This window comes from Pseudomonas sp. PS01270, assembly GCF_029959775.1.
In the GTDB taxonomy this organism is placed as follows: domain Bacteria; phylum Pseudomonadota; class Gammaproteobacteria; order Pseudomonadales; family Pseudomonadaceae; genus Aquipseudomonas; species Aquipseudomonas atacamensis.
This window is the reverse complement of sequence record NZ_JASCPT010000031.1, coordinates 18,938-36,481: the sequence shown is the minus strand read 5'-3', so window position 1 is coordinate 36,481 and position 17,544 is coordinate 18,938. Positions and strand designations below refer to the sequence as shown.

Annotated in this window: 16 protein-coding genes and 3 tRNA genes; 8 read left to right on the top strand and 11 right to left on the bottom strand. The window is 58.7% G+C overall.

Annotation, left to right across the window (positions count from 1 at the left end; genetic code table 11):
• Positions 1–50: 50 nt before the first annotated feature.
• From QMX86_RS11940 to QMX86_RS11930, 3 genes are read right to left on the bottom strand one after another with little or no spacing between them, the layout of a single operon-like run.
• Positions 51–1,292 (bottom strand): DUF4010 domain-containing protein, encoded by a 1,242-nt coding sequence (locus QMX86_RS11940; protein WP_122602036.1) that lies wholly within the window; start codon positions 1,290–1,292, stop codon positions 51–53.
• 37 nt (positions 1,293–1,329) lie between these two features.
• The gene (locus tag QMX86_RS11935) at positions 1,330–1,554 is read right to left on the bottom strand and encodes a hypothetical protein (protein WP_016774525.1); all 225 of its coding nucleotides are present in this window, start codon (positions 1,552–1,554) and stop codon (positions 1,330–1,332) included.
• A gap of 35 nt (positions 1,555–1,589) precedes the next feature.
• On the bottom strand, positions 1,590–2,663 hold the full coding sequence (locus QMX86_RS11930; RefSeq protein WP_282382797.1) for an NAD(P)-dependent alcohol dehydrogenase: 1,074 nt from the start codon (positions 2,661–2,663) through the stop codon (positions 1,590–1,592).
• Between the two features lie 256 nt (positions 2,664–2,919).
• On the opposite strand from QMX86_RS11930, the gene QMX86_RS11925 reads away from it, so the two are divergent.
• The gene (locus tag QMX86_RS11925) at positions 2,920–3,846 is read left to right on the top strand and encodes a universal stress protein (RefSeq protein WP_282382800.1); all 927 of its coding nucleotides are present in this window, start codon (positions 2,920–2,922) and stop codon (positions 3,844–3,846) included.
• 144 nt (positions 3,847–3,990) lie between these two features.
• Here the strand turns inward: QMX86_RS11925 and QMX86_RS11920 are convergent.
• A tRNA-Leu gene (locus tag QMX86_RS11920) sits at positions 3,991–4,077 on the bottom strand.
• 485 nt (positions 4,078–4,562) lie between these two features.
• Here QMX86_RS11920 and QMX86_RS11915 point away from each other — a divergent pair.
• Positions 4,563–5,102, top strand: a complete 540-nt coding sequence (locus QMX86_RS11915) for a GAF domain-containing protein (RefSeq protein WP_016774514.1) — start codon at positions 4,563–4,565, stop codon at positions 5,100–5,102.
• Positions 5,103–5,185: 83 nt separating this feature from the next.
• Here QMX86_RS11915 and QMX86_RS11910 read toward each other — a convergent pair.
• The 6 genes from QMX86_RS11910 to QMX86_RS11885 form a co-directional block, all read right to left on the bottom strand.
• Positions 5,186–5,259: transfer RNA gene (locus QMX86_RS11910), tRNA-Cys, on the bottom strand.
• Positions 5,260–5,305: 46 nt separating this feature from the next.
• A tRNA-Gly gene (locus QMX86_RS11905) sits at positions 5,306–5,381 on the bottom strand.
• A gap of 60 nt (positions 5,382–5,441) precedes the next feature.
• Complete coding sequence (gene pgsA, locus QMX86_RS11900) at positions 5,442–6,002, bottom strand: CDP-diacylglycerol--glycerol-3-phosphate 3-phosphatidyltransferase (protein WP_016774513.1); 561 nt, start codon at positions 6,000–6,002, stop codon at positions 5,442–5,444.
• Between the two features lie 32 nt (positions 6,003–6,034).
• Positions 6,035–7,858, bottom strand: a complete 1,824-nt coding sequence (gene uvrC, locus QMX86_RS11895; protein WP_024012762.1) for an excinuclease ABC subunit UvrC — start codon at positions 7,856–7,858, stop codon at positions 6,035–6,037.
• A gap of 2 nt (positions 7,859–7,860) precedes the next feature.
• Positions 7,861–8,502 carry a UvrY/SirA/GacA family response regulator transcription factor gene (gene uvrY / locus QMX86_RS11890; RefSeq protein WP_024012761.1) on the bottom strand — a complete coding sequence of 214 codons (642 nt, stop codon included), beginning with the start codon at positions 8,500–8,502 and terminating at the stop codon, positions 7,861–7,863.
• Between the two features lie 127 nt (positions 8,503–8,629).
• A complete protein-coding gene (locus QMX86_RS11885) occupies positions 8,630–9,073 on the bottom strand; it encodes a GNAT family N-acetyltransferase (protein ID WP_071172274.1) in 444 nt (147 codons plus the stop codon).
• Between the two features lie 603 nt (positions 9,074–9,676).
• On the opposite strand from QMX86_RS11885, the gene QMX86_RS11880 reads away from it, so the two are divergent.
• Positions 9,677–10,750, top strand: a complete 1,074-nt coding sequence (locus tag QMX86_RS11880) for a 3-deoxy-7-phosphoheptulonate synthase (protein WP_282382805.1) — start codon at positions 9,677–9,679, stop codon at positions 10,748–10,750.
• A gap of 17 nt (positions 10,751–10,767) precedes the next feature.
• Here QMX86_RS11880 and QMX86_RS11875 read toward each other — a convergent pair whose 3' ends face one another.
• On the bottom strand, positions 10,768–11,880 hold the full coding sequence (locus QMX86_RS11875; protein ID WP_282382809.1) for a hypothetical protein: 1,113 nt from the start codon (positions 11,878–11,880) through the stop codon (positions 10,768–10,770).
• Between the two features lie 334 nt (positions 11,881–12,214).
• On the opposite strand from QMX86_RS11875, the gene QMX86_RS11870 reads away from it, so the two are divergent.
• The 5 genes from QMX86_RS11870 to QMX86_RS11850 all read left to right on the top strand — a co-directional run bounded on the left by QMX86_RS11870 (position 12,215) and on the right by QMX86_RS11850 (position 17,544).
• A complete protein-coding gene (locus QMX86_RS11870) occupies positions 12,215–13,084 on the top strand; it encodes a triacylglycerol lipase (RefSeq protein WP_073474794.1) in 870 nt (289 codons plus the stop codon).
• A gap of 95 nt (positions 13,085–13,179) precedes the next feature.
• Positions 13,180–13,461 (top strand): peptidylprolyl isomerase, encoded by a 282-nt coding sequence (locus QMX86_RS11865; RefSeq protein ID WP_073474718.1) that lies wholly within the window; start codon positions 13,180–13,182, stop codon positions 13,459–13,461.
• 131 nt (positions 13,462–13,592) lie between these two features.
• Entirely contained in the window at positions 13,593–15,461 is a 1,869-nt protein-coding gene (locus QMX86_RS11860) for an extracellular solute-binding protein (protein WP_282382815.1), read from the top strand.
• Positions 15,461–16,522 (top strand): microcin C ABC transporter permease YejB, encoded by a 1,062-nt coding sequence (locus tag QMX86_RS11855; protein WP_039758569.1) that lies wholly within the window; start codon positions 15,461–15,463, stop codon positions 16,520–16,522. Before QMX86_RS11860 ends, QMX86_RS11855 begins: the two co-directional genes overlap by 1 nt.
• Positions 16,522–17,544 (top strand): ABC transporter permease, encoded by a 1,023-nt coding sequence (locus QMX86_RS11850; protein ID WP_024012756.1) that lies wholly within the window; start codon positions 16,522–16,524, stop codon positions 17,542–17,544. The genes QMX86_RS11855 and QMX86_RS11850 overlap by 1 nt, the downstream gene beginning before the upstream one ends.

The window sequence follows — 17,544 nt, the reverse complement described above, 5'->3', positions numbered from 1 at the left end:
GCTGTGGCCATTGGCAGCTTGATCTTTGTCAGCAAGAGCACTGACTGCGCTCAAAACAGCACGTTGCCCGCCCACATGGCCAAGGTCAGCAATACCTGGCCCGGGATCACGCAGGCAGCGAAACGCCTGCCGCCGCTGACCCACGCCACCACGCATTTGCTCACCGAGTTACTGCTGACGGCAATCAGCGCTGGCACCGCTATCGAGTCATAAGGAACCTGGCCTGCCTTGGCCAGACTGGCGATGGACGCTGTTGCAGAGTGCGCATCGGCAAAGCCCGAAAGCATTGCGGTCAGCCACAAGCCTGCCTGACCAAAGTGGCTGAGCATGGCCGAGGAGACGAATGTGATGCCGGTAAGCGTCAGTGTCACGATGACCGCGAGTTTCAGATTGAACGCCCCTGCCGTGTCGACCGGCTTGCTGCGGCTCCCTCGTGTGGGGTCGGGGAACATCAGGCAGGCGCCGTACAACAACGTAGCGATCAAGCCGAAGAGCAGTGGCGCCCATAAACTGGTCAGCAGATCCGCATCAACCATCGTCAGGATCAGGCCGACCTGTATCACCGTTGCGAGATTGGAGAAAATCGCAGCGGCGCTGAGGATGCGGATATTGCCCGGCTCATGGGCAAGGCGTTGGCCCATGGTCGCGATCGTCACGGTACTGGAGGCGAAGCCGGATGCAATCGCGCTGATGACGTAGCCATAGCGCGAGCCCAAGGCGCGCACGGCAATGTGGCCGAACGCGCCGACCAGCATCAGCAACACCGTCACGGTACAAATGGTGCGCAGATTGATCGCGGCGTACGGGCCGATATATCGGTCCGGTGCCAAAGGCAGTATCACCAGCGCTGCGATCAGCAGGATCAGGCCATCACGCATTTCCGTTTCGGACAACTGGCTGTTGGCAAAGTGATGCAGCGCCTGGCGATACGCCAGAAGGCCCGCGATCACCACGCCAAGGGCAATGGCCAGCGCCGGCGCGGTTGCGCACAACGCGCCCAGGACCAGCACTGCGGTCAACGCCACCTCGCTGGTCACCCCGGGATCGTCGCTCTGACTGCGCCAGTAGGCGACGCTGGTCAGCAACGTGACACAGACAGCGATGATCCCCAGCAGCAGGCCACCGCCGACCTGTAGCGCGACATATCCCAACAGTGCGGTAATGGCGAACGTGCGCAAGCCGGCGCAGTGTCGCGCATCGCCAGTGCCCTTGTGCCGTTCACGCTCAAGACCGATGAGCATGCCGATCCCCAACGCCGCAGCGGCGCCGGACAGATCAAAAACCTCATTCATGGGTAGCGTCCCGCAGGGTTTGCGCACCCTGCTCGGCTTATGGCGAGCATTCAACACTTGCGCTGATGCGGCGAGCCGTTGCCGGCCTTGCTGGCAACGGCTGGGCAAACGCATTCGGCCACTCGTGAGGGGCGTTGATACGGGCCTCAAGCACCTCGACAAATTCCTGCGCAGCCTTGAGGCTCCTGAAGCCCACATCCCAGTCATCCATGTGCACGACCCAGCCGTGGGGAGCGTGTTTTTCAGTGATCTTGATGTTCATGCAAACCCCGGTTTCAGCGGCACGCCAAGGTGCTTTCAAGGAGTGATTGCGACTTTCATGACTCCGTCGCGTTGATGAGCGAACAACTCATAGGCCTGCTCGATGTCGTCCAGTCTGAAACGGTGAGTCACCAGCGGTGACAGATCGACGGCGCCGCTCTGCACCACCGCCATCAGGCGACGCATGCGTTCCTTGCCGCCGGGGCACAGGGTGGAAACAATGCTGTAATCGCCCAATCCGGCGGCAAACGCGCCGAGCGGGATGTGCAGATCGCTGGAATACACCCCGAGGCTGGACAAGCGCCCGCCCGGGCGCAGCACCCGCAATGCCGACTCGAACGTGCCTTGGGTGCCCAGCGCTTCGATGGACACATCCACGCCACGGCCATCGGTCAACGCCATGATCTGTTCCACCACATTGCCGTCCTTGAAATTGACGGTATGGGTCGCGCCCAGTCGGTGCGCCATGGCCATGCGTTCGGCCACCGCGTCGACACCGATAATCGTGGTGGCGCCCTTCAGCCGTGCTCCGGCCACGGCGCAGAGGCCGATCGGGCCCAATGCAAATACCGCGACAGCGTCGCCGATGGCGATCTCGCCGCGCTCCGCCCCCGAGAACCCGGTGGACATGATGTCCGGGCACATCAGCACCTGTTCATCGCTCAACTGATCGGGGATCGGGCACAGGTTGGCCTGTGCATCCGGCACCAACACGTACTCGGCCTGGCAACCGTCGATCGTGTTGCCAAACTTCCAGCCACCGATGGCCTTGAAGCCGTGCCGGGTGTCGGGGCCGTCCTGCGAGCCGCAGCCACACAGGCACGCGTAACTGTGCCCGCTGGGGGTGATGGCACCGGCGATCACCCGCTGCCCTTCGACAAATCCACGTACTTGCGAACCCAATCGCTCAATAATGCCGACCGGTTCGTGGCCGATGGTCAGCCCTTTGGCCACAGGGTATTCGCCGCGCAGGATATGCACGTCGGTGCCGCAAATGGTGGTGGTGGTCACGCGGATCAACGCATCCAGCGGCCCGACCTCGGGAATCGGCTTGTCATCGAGCACGATGCGGTTTTTTTCAACGAATATTGCGGCTTTCATGGTGGCCATGATGGCTTTCCCTCCGCCGGCGTGTGAGTGCAGAGCAGAGCTTGAGCCGCGGCGGCAGGGTCGTAGTTGATAATGGTCAACTATCCGAGGATCAGTGGTCTTGCTCGACCGTACATCCCCTCACGACCACGCGCTGATGTCTGGTTGATAAATATCAACCCCGCCCTGCTGGCTCGCTCCAGGATAAGCGCATGCGCCACTACTCACTCCAGGCATGCAGCGCAATGCCTGGGTGACCACCCTCGGGAGTCCTGTCATGTCTGAGCAATCGCGTTTCATGCTGGTCGTGTCGCCGCTGATGAAAAACAGTCCGGCGTTCGACCGCGCCGCCTCCCTGGCCAAAGCGTCCGATGCCGCACTGCATATTGTCGCGTTTGATTATCTGGAGGGCCTGGCGACCGCAGGTATGGTCAACGAGCAAGCCCTGGAGCAGATGCGCCTGGGCTATGTCGAACGCCACCATCAATGGCTCGAAGACCAGGCCCGGCCGCTGCGCAAGATCGGGGTGACCGTCACCACCGAGGTCGTCTGGGTGGACAATCCTTTGAAGGAAATCCTCATTCATTTGAAGGAACAGCCGATGGCTGTCCTTATAAAGGCTCTGGAGCACGAATCAGTTTTGTCGCGACTGATGTTCACCCCGCTGGACATCCATCTGTTGCGCGAATGCCCGGTGCCGCTGCATTTTGTCAGCCAGGTTCAACACGCTCTGCCACGCCGAATCGTCGCGGCGGTCGACCCCTTCCATCGTGATGGCCAATACCAGGGCCTCAACGATCGCATCCTGCGCGAAGCAGCAAGGCTGGCCAGTGTCTGCAATGGCAGCCTGGACGTGATTTATGCCCACGACCTGTCATCGATCAGCGCTGCCGAGTTCGGCTTCAATAACGCGTCCGCGATCTTTTCTTCCAGCGCAGCCAAGAAACTGTTCGAGGCCCAAGGCGAAGCCTTCCAGGCGTTGGCTGAACGTAACAACATTCCGGCAGAGAACCAGCACATGATTGTGGGCGATCCGGCCAAGGTGCTTTCCAGCTATGCCGATGCTTACGACATCGATGTGATCGTAATGGGCCGCGTCACCCATCGAGGAATAGGCAGACTGGTTGGCAGCACCGTGGAGCATCTGTTGTACAAAATGCCATGTAGTGTGTGGGTTGTGGCCCCGGAAACGCTTACTCGCTGATGGATGCAATCGACGCTGAAGAAAGGAGTGGATGTCCAGGCACCAGACGGTGACGGAATGGCCAGTCAGGAGCGTGGAAAACATTTCCACCGCACAAAAAATAAGGGCTTGCATGACATATGTCATGCAAGCCCTTGATATTTATGGTGCCCGAAGCCGGAATCGAACCGGCACGCCCTTACGAGCGGGGGATTTTAAGTCCCATGCGTCTACCAGTTTCGCCATTCGGGCGGTAGCGCGGTGTTGCTTCGTCAGCCCTGCGGTTGCGATCCTGACAGGATGGCCGCTTGAAAAGCCGAGCGGGGAATATATACATCACGTCCCGGTGAAGCAAGTTTGGAGTGCGTGATTTGAGAACTAAATATTGCTGACCGCGAAAAATCAAAAAGCCTCAGAAATCAGGGAGCTACGGAGTTTGCTTGAAGTAGACGCCGAGGTTAGTGGCAAATCGCAGCAACCAGACTGGAAATTGGGGCGATAAACACAAAAGATTCAAATGCTCACTATCACCGTAGATGCACGGGTGACAGATGATTCATCCATTGAGATTATGAGCAGGCAACCCAAGTCTGGACGGGATGTCTACGCTAAAGGTTGGCGCCGAAATCAATAATCAAAGGGTAATCAGCACGCCCCCCTTCAACCACGATCACGCCGCACAGAACGTCACCAGAGCAGAGCTCAGGGATGTACAAGCAATCAGGAGATTTGATTCCATGCAAATGAGTGACACCGTTCTAAAAGCGTCTTTAAGCCAAGAGGAGCGCTCGGCGATCGCCGAGATCGAAGCGACCACCAATATCCTGCAGCTTGTCACCCGTCTGACCGGTACACGCTTTGCCGGTATCGCAAAATTCACGGAAACAGAGTGGATCGTGTGTTCGGCATACGATCCCATCGAACTGGGTATAAACGTCGGCGATACGCTGGATCTGGAAACCACCCTTTGCAGTGAGTTTCGACGAAATCCGCAAGCCCTCTTCCTTCCACAAATCAGCCAGGATGGACGACTTTCGTCACGTCCAGTGGTGAAGCAGTATTCAATTGAAAGCTACGCAGGCGCGCCTGTTTTTCTGCCGGACGGGAGACTCTGGGGTGCCTTATGTGCTCTGGACTCGAGGGCTGTTCTGTTTGACAACCCCGATCTCGCAGAGACATTGACGCTGTTCGCGCGGCTTATTGGCTGCATCTTTTTCTCGAATCTGACGGTGGAAGGTGCCAGCCACATTCAGACCGGATCGTGCTTGACTGATTGACCCTCCGCAAACAGGTGAGCACCACATTTTTTTGCAGACAACAAAAAACCCCGTAGATCATTGATCTACGGGGTTTGTGATAGTGGAGGCCGAGGTCGGAATCGAACCGGCGTAGGTGGATTTGCAATCCACTGCATAACCATTTTGCTACTCGGCCTCAAAGTCTTTGCTGTCAGTAGCACAACAACAAACACTGTACAAATTGGAGCGGGAAACGAGACTCGAACTCGCGACCCCGACCTTGGCAAGGTCGTGCTCTACCAACTGAGCTATTCCCGCTTGGTGTGGCGCATTCTATAGAATTAAGATGCCCCGTCAACCCCTTGATTCAAAAAACTTTTATTTCTTTTCGACATCGGTCTTCAGGTGCGGCCAGGCGGCGCGAAGGTATTGAACCATCGACCACAGGGTCAGCCCTGCCGATACGATCAGCAGCGTATAACCGAGCACGACCCAGAAGCTGAATGCCTTTGGATGAGCCAGCAGAATCACCAACGCGAGCATTTGCGCAGCGGTTTTCCATTTGCCGAGATTGGAAACGGCCACCTGCGCTCGTGCGCCGAGTTCGGCCATCCATTCGCGCAGGGCCGAAATCACGATCTCGCGACCGATGATGACCGCCGCTGGCAGCGTGAGCCAGAGATTGCCGTGTTCCTGCACCAGCAGGACCAAGGCAACAGCGACCATCAGCTTGTCGGCGACCGGATCGAGAAACGCCCCGAACGGTGTGCTCTGCTCCAGTCGGCGCGCCAGGTAACCATCGAGCCAGTCGGTCGCAGCCGCGAAGGCGAACACCGAAGCGGAGGCCATGTAACTCCACTCGTAGGGCAGATAGAACAGCAAAATAAAGATCGGGATGAGCAGGACGCGTAGAACGGTAATCAGATTAGGGATATTCATCGGCACAACTGGCTACGAGGTGAAGGGGCATTCTACTCACTATGCAGGTTCGCATAAATCGACTCAGCGAGCTTTTTACTGATCCCCGGGGCTTTGGCGATCTCTTCGATGCTTGCACGAGACAGCTCCTGCAATCCACCAAAATGTTTCAACAGGTCACGGCGACGTGTCGGCCCTACCCCTGCCACGCCTTCCAGCGTTGAGGTTCGGCGGGTCTTGCCGCGACGAGCGCGATGCCCCGTAATTGCGAAGCGGTGCGCCTCATCGCGGATCTGCTGAATCAAGTGCAAGGCGGGCGAATCGCCGCGCAAGGTGAACTCGTGCGCTGCATCATTCAGATACAACGTTTCGAAACCGGCCTTGCGCGTGGCGCCCTTGGCCACGCCCAAAAGAATCAGATCCGGTACGGCCAGTTCGTTCAGCACATCACGGGCCATCGACAATTGGCCTTTGCCACCGTCGACCAACAGGATGTCCGGCAACTTGCCCTCGCCGTCCTTGAGTTTGCTGAACCGGCGGGTCAACGCCTGGTGCATGGCCGCGTAGTCGTCGCCGGCGGTGACGCCTTCGATGTTGTAGCGGCGGTAATCCGACTTGATCGCGCCTTCCGGCCCGAACACCACACAGGAAGCCACCGTGGCTTCGCCGCTGGAATGACTGATGTCATAGCATTCCAGGCGTTGCGGCGGTTCATCCAGATTCAGCACTTCGGCCAGCGCGTCGAATCGCGCGGCGGTGTGCTGACGGTTGGCCAGACGCGCGCCCAACGCTTGCTCAGCGTTGGTCACGGCCAGTTGCTGCCAGCGCGCACGGGTGCCGCGCACCCGATGACTGATGGCCAACTCACGGCCGCGCAATGTGTGAATCCCTTCGATCAACGCCGGGAAGTCTTCGTGAACCACGTTGACGATCAGTTCGCTCGGCAGATCGCGTTCGGGGCTGCTGATGTAGTACTGACCGAGGAACGCTGCCATGACCTCGGAAACGTCTTCCTCAATGCCGACCTGCGGGAAGAAATTCTTGCTGCCCAGCACGCGCCCGCCGCGCACACTGATCAGGTGGACACAGGCGCCGCCGGGGTTGACGAATGCGGCAATAACGTCGATATCGCCGGTTCCGCCTTCCATGCTTTGCTGGTCCTGCACCCGGCGCAGCAAGGCGATCTGGTCACGCAATTCGGCCGCGCGTTCGAATTCGAGATTGATCGCTGCCTCTTCCATCGCGGTGGACAGCTCGTTAGTCAGCGCGTGGCTGCGACCTTCGAGGAACATTACCGAGTGGCGCACGTCTTCGGCGTAGACGTCAGGCTCGACCAGGCCCACGCATGGTGCCTTGCAGCGTTTGATCTGGTACTGAAGGCACGGACGGGTGCGGTTCTTGTAATAGCTGTCCTCGCACTGACGGACGAAAAAGGTCTTTTGCAGGATGCTCAGGCTTTCGCGAATGGCGCCGGCACTCGGATAGGGGCCGAAATACTTGCCCTTGGCCTTTTTGGCGCCGCGATGGATGCTCAGGCGCGGAAACTGTCCGTCGGAGAGAAACACGTACGGATAGGACTTATCGTCGCGCAGCAGGATGTTGTACGGCGGGCGCCACTCCTTGATCAGCGTCTGTTCCAGCAGCAGCGCTTCGGTTTCGTTGGCGGTGATGGTCGTTTCGACCTGAGCGATACGCCCTACCAGTGCAGCCGTTTTCGGCGCCAGCCCGGTCTTGCGAAAGTAGCTCGCCAGACGTTTCTTCAGGTTTTTCGCTTTGCCGACATACAGCAGGCGCGCCTCGCTGTCGAACATGCGATAGACGCCCGGGCGACCGCTGACGGTCGACAGGAAAGCACTGGAATCAAATGTCTCGGTCATGGTCAGGCGCTGGCATCCACCATGCCGTGACGCACCGCGAGCAGTGTCAGCTCGACGTCGCTGCTGATCGAAAGCTTCTCGAAAATGCGGTAGCGGTAGGTGTTCACGGTTTTCGGCGACAGGCACAACTTGTCGGAAATGATCTGGACCTTCTGGCAGCCGACAATCATCAAGGCAATCTGGATTTCCCGCTCCGACAAGGCATCGAACGGCGAATCATTGGTTGGCTGAAATGATTTGATCGCCAACTGCTGAGCGATCTGCGGACTGATGTAACGCTGTCCGGCGAAAACCAGCCGAATGGCCTGAACCATTTCCGGCAGACCCGCCCCCTTGGTCAGGTAACCCGCGGCGCCGGCCTGCAGCAAACGCGTCGGGAAAGGGTCTTCCTCGCACACCGTAACCGCAACCACCTTGATGTCCGGGTGGCTGCGCAGCAGTTTTCGTGTGGCTTCGAGGCCGCCGATGCCGGGCATCTTGACGTCCATGAGCACTACGTCAGGCTTCAATTCACGGGCTTTGATCAGGGACTCTTCACCTGACTCGGCCTGACCCACCACCTGCAGGCCATCGATATCGGCCAGCATTCGTGTAATGCCTGTGCGAACGAGATCATGGTCGTCGACCACTAGCACCCTAATCAAGCAGACACCTCGCGATATGGTCTTATTGGGATGCCGGACACCTTAGCAAAAAGTGCCAGACAGACCTAGCGGAAAGCCGCATTTAAAAAGTTTCAATTCGTCATTCAGGGCTTGCCGGCTGTGGGTTTCAGAGCACAGCTGTACTCAAATCGAGCTGCATTCTGAGGAAATACTCATCCCTGCCCACGATGTGCAGTCCTTTAGATGCATACAGTTTTTGCGCCGGGTTATTGTCAAACACTGTCAGCCGCAGTGCCGGTCGCCTTGCCTGCCGAGCCATCTCGATCACTTGATCAATGGCCCAGGACCCGGCGCCCTGCCCTTGCCACGGATGATCAATCTGCAATTCGCGTATGTACAGCGCTCGGGCATCCTGGCTCAGACTGACAAAGCCGATCAGCAGTTCATCCTGAAGGATCATCCAGTTCTCACGATGCTGCCAGCCTGCGTCGAATGCCTCGTCCTGCCACAACAGATCGTGGTCAATGTAATAGCGCAGCATGTTGCGACAGGTCAGATCCCGCGCAAAAGCAAGATCATCATGGGTGGCATGCCGAATTCGATAACTCATTCAGCTCTCTCCAATCGTAAAAATGTACTTTAACCAGATCGTTTACCAGTGATAGCCGTTTCGCTCGGCACGCAATAGCATTTTCTGATTGCTGACGCGTATCAGCGTCGAGTAAGCTCGGCGTATTCATCGGAGACAGACCATGTTCAACGCCCCTTCACAGTCTTGCATCGCCAGCGCCTCGCGCTCGATTGCGGCTGCGTGGGTGAACGACGCCTGCGCTCCAGACAACTTTTATTTTGGGTATTGGTTTAGCCACTGGCGCGCCTGATACCCAAACGGCGCCCATGATAACGGGTCGCCTACCAGAGATTTCTCAACCCCCGGTCGGCCTCCCGACCGGGGGTTTTGTTTTTTCAGGCCCATTACTTTCAGCGACACACCACATTTCGAGGATTCCACCATGAACTACGCCACTTATTACCGTTACGACAGCTTTAGCGCCTGGCGATTTACCAGCCTCCGCTCGGGACAGCCTGCCGCCTCCGATCGGTCACCTACAGGTGGCAAACACACACGCCTAGCCAGTACGGCCATTTGTCGAACACCCCAGTAGGGCCGAGTGCGCGGGAAAAACCCGCCATCCGCCCAGGAAGACCGAACATGAACTCTTCAGTTTCCGCTTTGCCACTGTCCACCCTCGATTCTGCCAACGAAGCGCTGACCCTGCGCCTGCCCAGCTCGTTGCAGCTCAAACAGCAATTACCGCTCAGCCACTCCCTGCATCAGCAGGTCAATGCCCATCGCCAGGCGGTGCGCGCCATCCTCGACGGTGAAGACCCGCGCCTGCTGGTCATCGTTGGCCCCTGCTCCATCCATGATCCGCAGTCAGCAATCGAATACGCCAGCAAACTCGCTCGACTGGCCGAAGATGTCAGCAGTGAAATGCTGCTGGTCATGCGTGCCTACGTCGAAAAGCCGCGAACGACGATCGGCTGGAAAGGTCTGGCCTACGATCCGCATCTGGACGGCACTGACGATATGGCAGCCGGTCTGACGCTGTCGCGCGAACTGATGCTGGAAATGATCCGGCTCGGACTACCGGTCGCTACCGAACTCCTGCAACCCATGGCCGCCAACTACTTTGATGACCTGCTGAGCTGGGTGGCCATTGGTGCCCGCACCACCGAATCGCAAATCCACCGCGAAATGGCCAGCGGCCTGAACATGCCGGTGGGCTTCAAGAACGGCACCGACGGCGGCGCCGCCGTTGCTGTCGACGCCATGCGCTCGGCAGCCCATCCGCATCGGCACTTCGGCGTCGACAGCCAAGGGCATCCGGCGATCGTGCAGACAGCCGGCAACGCTGACACCCACATCGTGCTGCGCGGTGGCCATCAAGGGCCGAACTACGATGCAACCAGCGTGGCCAACATCAGCGCCGAGCTCAGCAGACTGAAGATCCCCAGCAGGATCATGGTCGATTGCAGCCATGCCAACAGCGGCAAGGATCCACTGCGCCAGCCAGCGGTGTTCAATGACGTCCTTGAACAACGCCTGCGTGGAAACCACTCGCTGATCGGCATGATGCTCGAATCCCATCTGTTCGAAGGCTGCCAGTCGCTGAGCAGCTCTCTGCGCTACGGCGTATCGATCACCGACGGCTGCCTCGGCTTCGATGCAACTGAGCGATTGCTGACCGATGCCGCACGACGCGTCGCGCAAGCCGAACGTTGATCGAACCGCCCTCCCGCTCATTCAAAGCGCGGAGGGCCGGCATTCACTGGCAAAGCCTCCACGCTGATTTGCCTAACGGGGGATTGCTGACTGACATCGTCCAGACGCTCCACGGTGTAGGCGATCTGCACCGTTGTGCCGTGATGCTCACGCCAGAACCGGTGAGGGACGATGAAACACACCGCTTGACCAGCCGTCTCCCGCGTAATTTCAAGATCATCCCGGTGACTGAAGAACTCACCGTCACACTTGAGATAGACCAACTCATCCTCTTGCACCTGCGCCCCTTCGATGAGAACGGAAACGCCGTCGACCGAATCCTTCAGTGACAACACGTTTTCAACTGCCTCAACGACATCCGGCGCAGGCAATTGCGCACGCACTGCAGGCCCGAGGAAAACCGTGGCAGGCTCGGACGCTCGAACCGTTCCACAGCGCTGTTCGACACGGTAGGCGACGACCACTTCACCACCTCGGTGAGCTTCGATGTAGCTCCCCGGCACCCAGAACGACAGGCATTGCGCGACGGAGTAGGCCTCCACGTTCAATGAGTCGGTAAAGATCTCGGGCGAGGTATCGCCGTGCCAGGACAACATCACCCGATCACCCGCCGACATCCTCGCGTAAGGCTGCAGAGTCACCAGGGTGCCTTCTGCCACTCGCGATGGCTCCAGCGCTCCGTTTACCGAGCCTTCGATCTGTGGCGCCAACAATTGCGTGCGTATATCGCCCACAGACAGTTGCAGGCGTGCAGATTCCACTGCCTTGGGCGCGGACGCACTTTGCAGTGTCCAGTAAACCTCCAGCGAGCCCCCGTCCAGCGCAGCCACATGCATGGCCTTGATGACGAAGATTACGTCCCTGCCGACCTGAGCCTGGCTGATGAATCGAACACTCTCGTATTGATAGGTGAAGCCTTCGATATCCAGCCCCTCCCAATACAGCGTCAACTGATCGCCGCAGCTCATGTTGGCATAAGGAGAAATGCGAACGATGGCTTTGACCAGTGAAGGATCCAACACGCTCCCACTGAGCCCGTCAATCATCGGCGCGACAAGAGTTTCGATGGACACTTCGGCAACCATCGGCTGACGCATCCGCCAGCAAAACTCGACTTCATGGCTATTCATTTTCGTTTCCACTCCCTGGAAAACGTGCCGCCCCGAATGGCGACACTGACATCTACATTGAGGACTTCTTTGAATGTTCTTGATGTCAGCCGAATACACCGCGACGACGGCGCAAGCGCTACTCGCATAGTAGGCAACAGCAGAACTCACGCGGTTATGCCGACAAACGACCCACTGAACTTCCGATTCGGATTTCACAGCTCTCCGAAATTTCGTACGCCTCGTAGTCCATTTTCAAACACAACGCGAAGCCTCTTCGTACTTCCTCAGCGACAGGGGTGTTTTAGAGTGGCTCGGTGATTTCCCGATGAACTTCTACGAAAAAGGTAAGAACATGCAACGGAATGCTACAACTCGTTATCCCATCCTGTTGGTCCACGGTCTGTTCGGGTTCGAGCGTATCGGTCATTTCGAGCTGTTCCATGACGTCAAATCCGCTCTGAAAGCGGCTGGCTGTCGATTGTTTGTTCCACACCTTTCGGCCACCCATGACAATGAAATGCGGGGTGAGCAATTGCTGTCACAGATGGCCTGCGTGCTGCGAGGCACAGGCGCGAAGAAAGTCAACCTTATAGGACACAGTCAAGGTGCACTCGCTGCACGCTATGCGGCAGCGCTTGCACCAAACGTCGTCGCTTCAGTCACCTCCGTCAGTGGTCCGAACCATGGTTCGGAGCTCGCCGACTTCCTGCGCAAGGCACTGGTCCCGGGCAAGCTGCCGGAGGTCGTTGCACAAAACGTGGCGACGCAATTTGCCGATTTGTTGTCGCTGCTCAGTGGCAGCGTGGCACTGCCACAGAATGCGGTGGCTGCTCTCAACGCACTGACCACCGTCGGCGTCGGTCAATTCAATGACAAATTCCCACAAGGCCTGCCACACACCTGGGGCGGTCACGGCCCGGAGCAAGTCAACGGCGTGCGCTATTACTCGTGGAGCGGGGTTGTTGCGCAATCCAGGCTGCCGGCGCTGGATCCGGTTCAAGCAACCTGCCGGGTCCTGTCGCAATATTTCACCACCGAACCCCAGCAGAATGACGGCTTCGTCGGACGCTTCAGTAGCCATCTCGGCCAAGTGATCCGCTCTGATTATCCAATGGATCACCTGGCGAGCTTGCGGCGCAGCCCGGGCGTAACCGCGTCTTCGCCGGACCCTATCGAGCTGTACGTCGAGCATGCCCAGCGCCTGCGTGCGGCGGATCTTTGAGTAGAGTCAGGAAATCAGAATGGAACTTTGCCGAGAATTCACCGACTGATTCCGGTACGCTCCACCTTTTATTGAAACAGTTCGGAGAATTCCCCATGGCCAAAGCCACTGCCCGCCACATCCTGGTTTCCAGCGAAGACAAGTGCAACGAACTCAAGGCTCAGATCGAAGCCGGCGCCGATTTTGCTGATGTAGCCAAAGCCAACTCCAGCTGCCCATCCAGCCGTCAGGGCGGTGACCTGGGTTCGTTCGGTCCAGGCCAGATGGTCAAGGAATTCGACACCGTGGTGTTCAGCGCGCCGATCAACGTCGTGCAAGGCCCGGTGAAGACCCAGTTCGGTTACCACCTGCTGGAAGTCACCAGCCGTCAGGACTGATTCGTCGTCCTGTTGCTGACAACGGCCCACCCTTTGGTGGGCCGTTGTGTTTCGGTTACATATACGGCTGGCGAGTGGCGCGCCGCTCGCGTACAACTTGCGCTTATCGATTTTGCGTTCCAAGGCTGACGATGCGACTGGTTTTTCCCACACTGATGCTCACCGCCCTCGCCCTGCTCACGGGTGCCGCCGGTGCGACCGCTGCCCCGCAACACGCACTGACCGTTTACGGCGAACCGGCCAAATACCCCGCCGGCTTCGGCCATTTCGACTACACCAATCCGCAGGCGCCGAAGGGTGGGACGATGCGGCGCTCGGCAATCGAAATCGGCCACTTCGATCATCTGCTGCCCTATATAGACAAAGGCATCGGCGTCACGCAGATCGACGGCCTGCTGTATTCGCCGCTGGCCCAGCGCTCGCTGGATGAGCCCTACACGGTGTACGGTCTGGTGGCGGAGAAAATGGAACGCTCTGAAGACGGTCTGTCGCTGCGCTTTTTCATCAACCCGAAGGCGCGCTTTGCCGATGGCAAACCGATCACTGCCGAAGACGTTCGCTACACCTACAACCTGCTGATGACCCAGGGCAGCCTGCGTTATCGCACCCAGTTTGCCGACGTCCAAGGCGTCGAAATCGAGGCACCACTGACCGTGCGCTTCGACTTCAAAAGTAACGAAAACCGCACCCTGCCCCTGGATATCGCGACCCTGCCGGTGTTCCCCGAACACTGGTGGAAGAGTCGCGATTTCGCCGGCGGCGGTGGTTATGAACCGCCGCTGGGCAGCGGGCCGTACCGGGTTGGCAAGGTCGACTCCGGGCGCAGCATCACTTTCGAACGCAATGGCGACTGGTGGGGCAAGGACCTGCCGGTCAGTCGCGGCCTGTACAACTTCGACCATTTCAGTATCGAGTACTTCGGCGACACCGACGTCGCCCGTCAGGTGCTGCGTGGCGGTGCCTATGACTACAACCGCGAGTTTTCCGCGACCGGCTATTCGATCGGCTACGACAGTCCCGCCCTCAGCGATGGCCGTTTACAGAAGGCCCACCTCGCCACTGAAGCGCCGCAATCGGCCCAGGGTTTTGTATTCAACCTGCAAAAGCCGATGTTTCAGGACCGTCGCGTGCGCCAGGCGCTGGCGATGCTCTGGGACTTCGAATGGAGCAACCGGCAGATGATGCGCAACGTCTATATCCGCCAGCAGAGCTACTTTTCCAATACCGATCTCGCCGCCCGGCAGTTGCCCGACGCTCAAGAGCTGAAGATTCTCGAACCGCTGCGCGGTCAGGTGCCTGAGGAAGTGTTCAGCAAAGTCTTCGAGGCGCCGAAGACCGACGGCAGCGGCATCATCCGTGACAAGCAGTTGCAAGCCCTGCAACTGCTTGAGCAGGCCGGCTGGAAACCGGATGGCGATCAACTGGTCAACGGCGCCGGCGAGCCGCTGAGCTTCACTTTTCTGGTCAGCCAGAACGGCATGGACCGCCTGCTGTTGCCCTACAAGCGCACGCTGAAGCAGATCGGCATCGAGCTGAATATCCGTCGCATCGACGCCTCGCAATACGTCAATCGCCTGATGAGTCGCGACTACGACATGATCGTCACCGGCTACCCCGTTACCACTTCTCCGGGCGGTGAGTTGCTCAACTATTTCGGCTCGGCAGCGGCCAACGATCCCGGGGCAAACAATTACATGGTGTTGAAAAACCCGGCGGTCGATACCTTGATCAACGGCCTGATCCGCGCTTCGACCCAATCGGACATGTTGCACTACGCCCATGCGCTGGACCGGGTGCTGCAATGGAATTACTACTGGATTCCCAACTATTACCCGCCGGGCACCTCGACCGTGTGGTGGAACCGCTTCGGCATTCCCACGGTGCAGGCGAGCAATGACGAAGCCATCGAGAGCTGGTGGGAAATCAGCCGCACGCCACTGACCAATCAGCAGATGACCGCTGAGAAAATCAGTCGCGGCAGACCCGGAGGGCCGCACTGATGTGGGGTTACATACTGCGGCGCCTGCTGCTGATCATTCCGACGCTGGTGATCATCCTGCTGGTCAATTTCGTCATCATCCAAGCCGCGCCAGGCGGACCAGTGGAACAAGCCATCGCCCATTTGCAAGGCATTGGCGGCGCCAGTGTCGGCGGTGGTGCCAGCGAGACATCAAGCAACGCTTCGCGCGCCAGCCGTGGTCTCGACCCGCAACTGATCAAGGACATCGAGAAACAGTACGGTTTCGACAAACCGGCCCACGAGCGTCTGTGGCTGATGCTGAAGAATTACGCGCAACTGGACTTCGGCAAGAGCTTCTTCCGTGGCGCGACAGTCACCGACCTGATTCTGGAAAAGATGCCGGTGACCATTTCGCTCGGACTGTGGGCGACACTGATCACTTATCTGGTGTCGATCCCGCTGGGCATCCGCAAGGCTGTGCACCACGGCAGCCATTTCGACATCTGGAGCAGCACGGCGATCATCATCGGTTACGCCATGCCGGCGTTTCTGTTCGCGATGTTCCTGATCGTGGTATTCGCCGGCGGTACTTCGTTGAACTGGTTTCCGGTGCGCGGGCTGGTTTCGGACAACTTCGAATCGCTATCGACGCTGGGCAAGATTGCCGACTACTTCTGGCATCTGGTGCTGCCGGTCACCGCGCTGGTGATCGGTGGATTCGCGACTCTGACGATCCTTACAAAAAACTCGTTCCTCAATGAAATCACCCGACAGTACGTAGTAACGGCCCGCGCCAAAGGCTTGAGCGAACGCCGCGTGCTGTACGGACACGTGTTTCGCAACGCCATGCTGTTGGTGGTCTCGGGCATACCTCAGGCGTTTATCAGTGTGTTCTTCGCCGGCTCACTGCTGATCGAAGTGATCTTCTCCCTCGATGGCCTTGGGCGCATGAGTTACGAAGCAGCGGTATCGCGGGACTATCCGGTGGTGTTCGGTTCGCTGTTCATCTTCACGCTGTTCGGCCTGCTGATAAAACTGATCGGCGACCTCTGCTACACCCTGGTCGACCCGCGTATCGACTTTGCCGCGAGGAATGCCTGATGTTCAAGCTCTCGCCTTTGGGTCGTCGCCGTTTCGAACGCTTCAAGAAAAACCGTCGTGGCTGGTGGTCGCTGTGGCTGTTCATCGGCCTGTTCCTGCTGACGCTGGGTGGCGAATTGATCGCCAACGACAAACCGTTGATGGTCAGTTATCAGGGCCAATGGTACTTCCCGGTGTTCAAGCGCCATACCGAACAGGAGTTCGGCGGGCAACTGCCGTTCCAGGCCGATTACCGCAGCGAGTACGTGCAGAATCTGATTCGCAAGGACGGCGGCTGGTTGCTGTTCCCGCCGATTCCGTTCAGCGACGACACGCCCAACTATGACCTGAACAAACCGGCGCCGAGTCCGCCGACTTCGGTCAATTGGCTGGGCACCGACGATCAGGCGCGCGACGTGCTGGCGCGGGTCATCTTTGGTGCCCGGGTGTCGATTCTGTTTGCCTTGATGCTGACCTTTGTCAGCGCGCTGATCGGTATCGCCGCCGGCGCGTTGCAGGGCTATTACGGTGGCTGGGTCGACCTGCTCGGACAGCGCGTGCTGGAAGTCTGGTCGGGGCTGCCGGTGTTGTATCTGCTGATCATCCTTTCCGGGTTCGTCGAGCCGAATTTCTGGTGGCTGCTGGGGATCATGGCGCTGTTTTCCTGGTTGGCGCTGGTGGACGTGGTGCGCGCCGAGTTCCTGCGCGGGCGCAATCTGGAATACGTCAAAGCCGCGCGCGCCCTGGGCCTGACTGACCGCAAGGTGATCTTCCGGCACATTCTGCCCAACGCAATGAACGCGACGCTGAGCTACCTGCCGTTCATTCTGACCGGCGCGATTTCGACGTTGACCGCGCTGGATTTCCTCGGCTTCGGCATGCCGGCCGGCAGCGCTTCGCTGGGTGAACTGATCGGTCAGGGCAAGCAGAACCTGCAAGCACCGTGGCTCGGGTTGACCGCGTTCTTTACCCTGGCGCTGATCCTCTCCTTGTTGGTATTCATCGGCGAAGCGTTACGTGACGCTTTTGACCCTCGATCCTGA

Excerpts from the sequence above, each read along its gene's own strand:
- QMX86_RS11855 (WP_039758569.1), top strand. The coding sequence starts at position 15,461 with ATGTGGGGTTACATACTGCGGCGCCTGCTGCTGATCATTCCGACGCTG.
- QMX86_RS11925 (WP_282382800.1), top strand. The coding sequence starts at position 2,920 with ATGTCTGAGCAATCGCGTTTCATGCTGGTCGTGTCGCCGCTGATGAAA.
- QMX86_RS11885 (WP_071172274.1), bottom strand. The coding sequence starts at position 9,073 with ATGAGTTATCGAATTCGGCATGCCACCCATGATGATCTTGCTTTTGCG.
- QMX86_RS11930 (WP_282382797.1), bottom strand. The coding sequence starts at position 2,663 with ATGGCCACCATGAAAGCCGCAATATTCGTTGAAAAAAACCGCATCGTG.
- QMX86_RS11875 (WP_282382809.1), bottom strand. The coding sequence starts at position 11,880 with ATGAATAGCCATGAAGTCGAGTTTTGCTGGCGGATGCGTCAGCCGATG.
- QMX86_RS11880 (WP_282382805.1), top strand. The coding sequence starts at position 9,677 with ATGAACTCTTCAGTTTCCGCTTTGCCACTGTCCACCCTCGATTCTGCC.
- uvrC (WP_024012762.1), bottom strand. The coding sequence starts at position 7,858 with ATGACCGAGACATTTGATTCCAGTGCTTTCCTGTCGACCGTCAGCGGT.
- QMX86_RS11865 (WP_073474718.1), top strand. The coding sequence starts at position 13,180 with ATGGCCAAAGCCACTGCCCGCCACATCCTGGTTTCCAGCGAAGACAAG.
- QMX86_RS11940 (WP_122602036.1), bottom strand. The coding sequence starts at position 1,292 with ATGAATGAGGTTTTTGATCTGTCCGGCGCCGCTGCGGCGTTGGGGATC.
- QMX86_RS11850 (WP_024012756.1), top strand. The coding sequence starts at position 16,522 with ATGTTCAAGCTCTCGCCTTTGGGTCGTCGCCGTTTCGAACGCTTCAAG.
- QMX86_RS11870 (WP_073474794.1), top strand. The coding sequence starts at position 12,215 with ATGCAACGGAATGCTACAACTCGTTATCCCATCCTGTTGGTCCACGGT.
- QMX86_RS11860 (WP_282382815.1), top strand. The coding sequence starts at position 13,593 with ATGCGACTGGTTTTTCCCACACTGATGCTCACCGCCCTCGCCCTGCTC.
- QMX86_RS11935 (WP_016774525.1), bottom strand. The coding sequence starts at position 1,554 with ATGAACATCAAGATCACTGAAAAACACGCTCCCCACGGCTGGGTCGTG.
- QMX86_RS11915 (WP_016774514.1), top strand. The coding sequence starts at position 4,563 with ATGCAAATGAGTGACACCGTTCTAAAAGCGTCTTTAAGCCAAGAGGAG.
- pgsA (WP_016774513.1), bottom strand. The coding sequence starts at position 6,002 with ATGAATATCCCTAATCTGATTACCGTTCTACGCGTCCTGCTCATCCCG.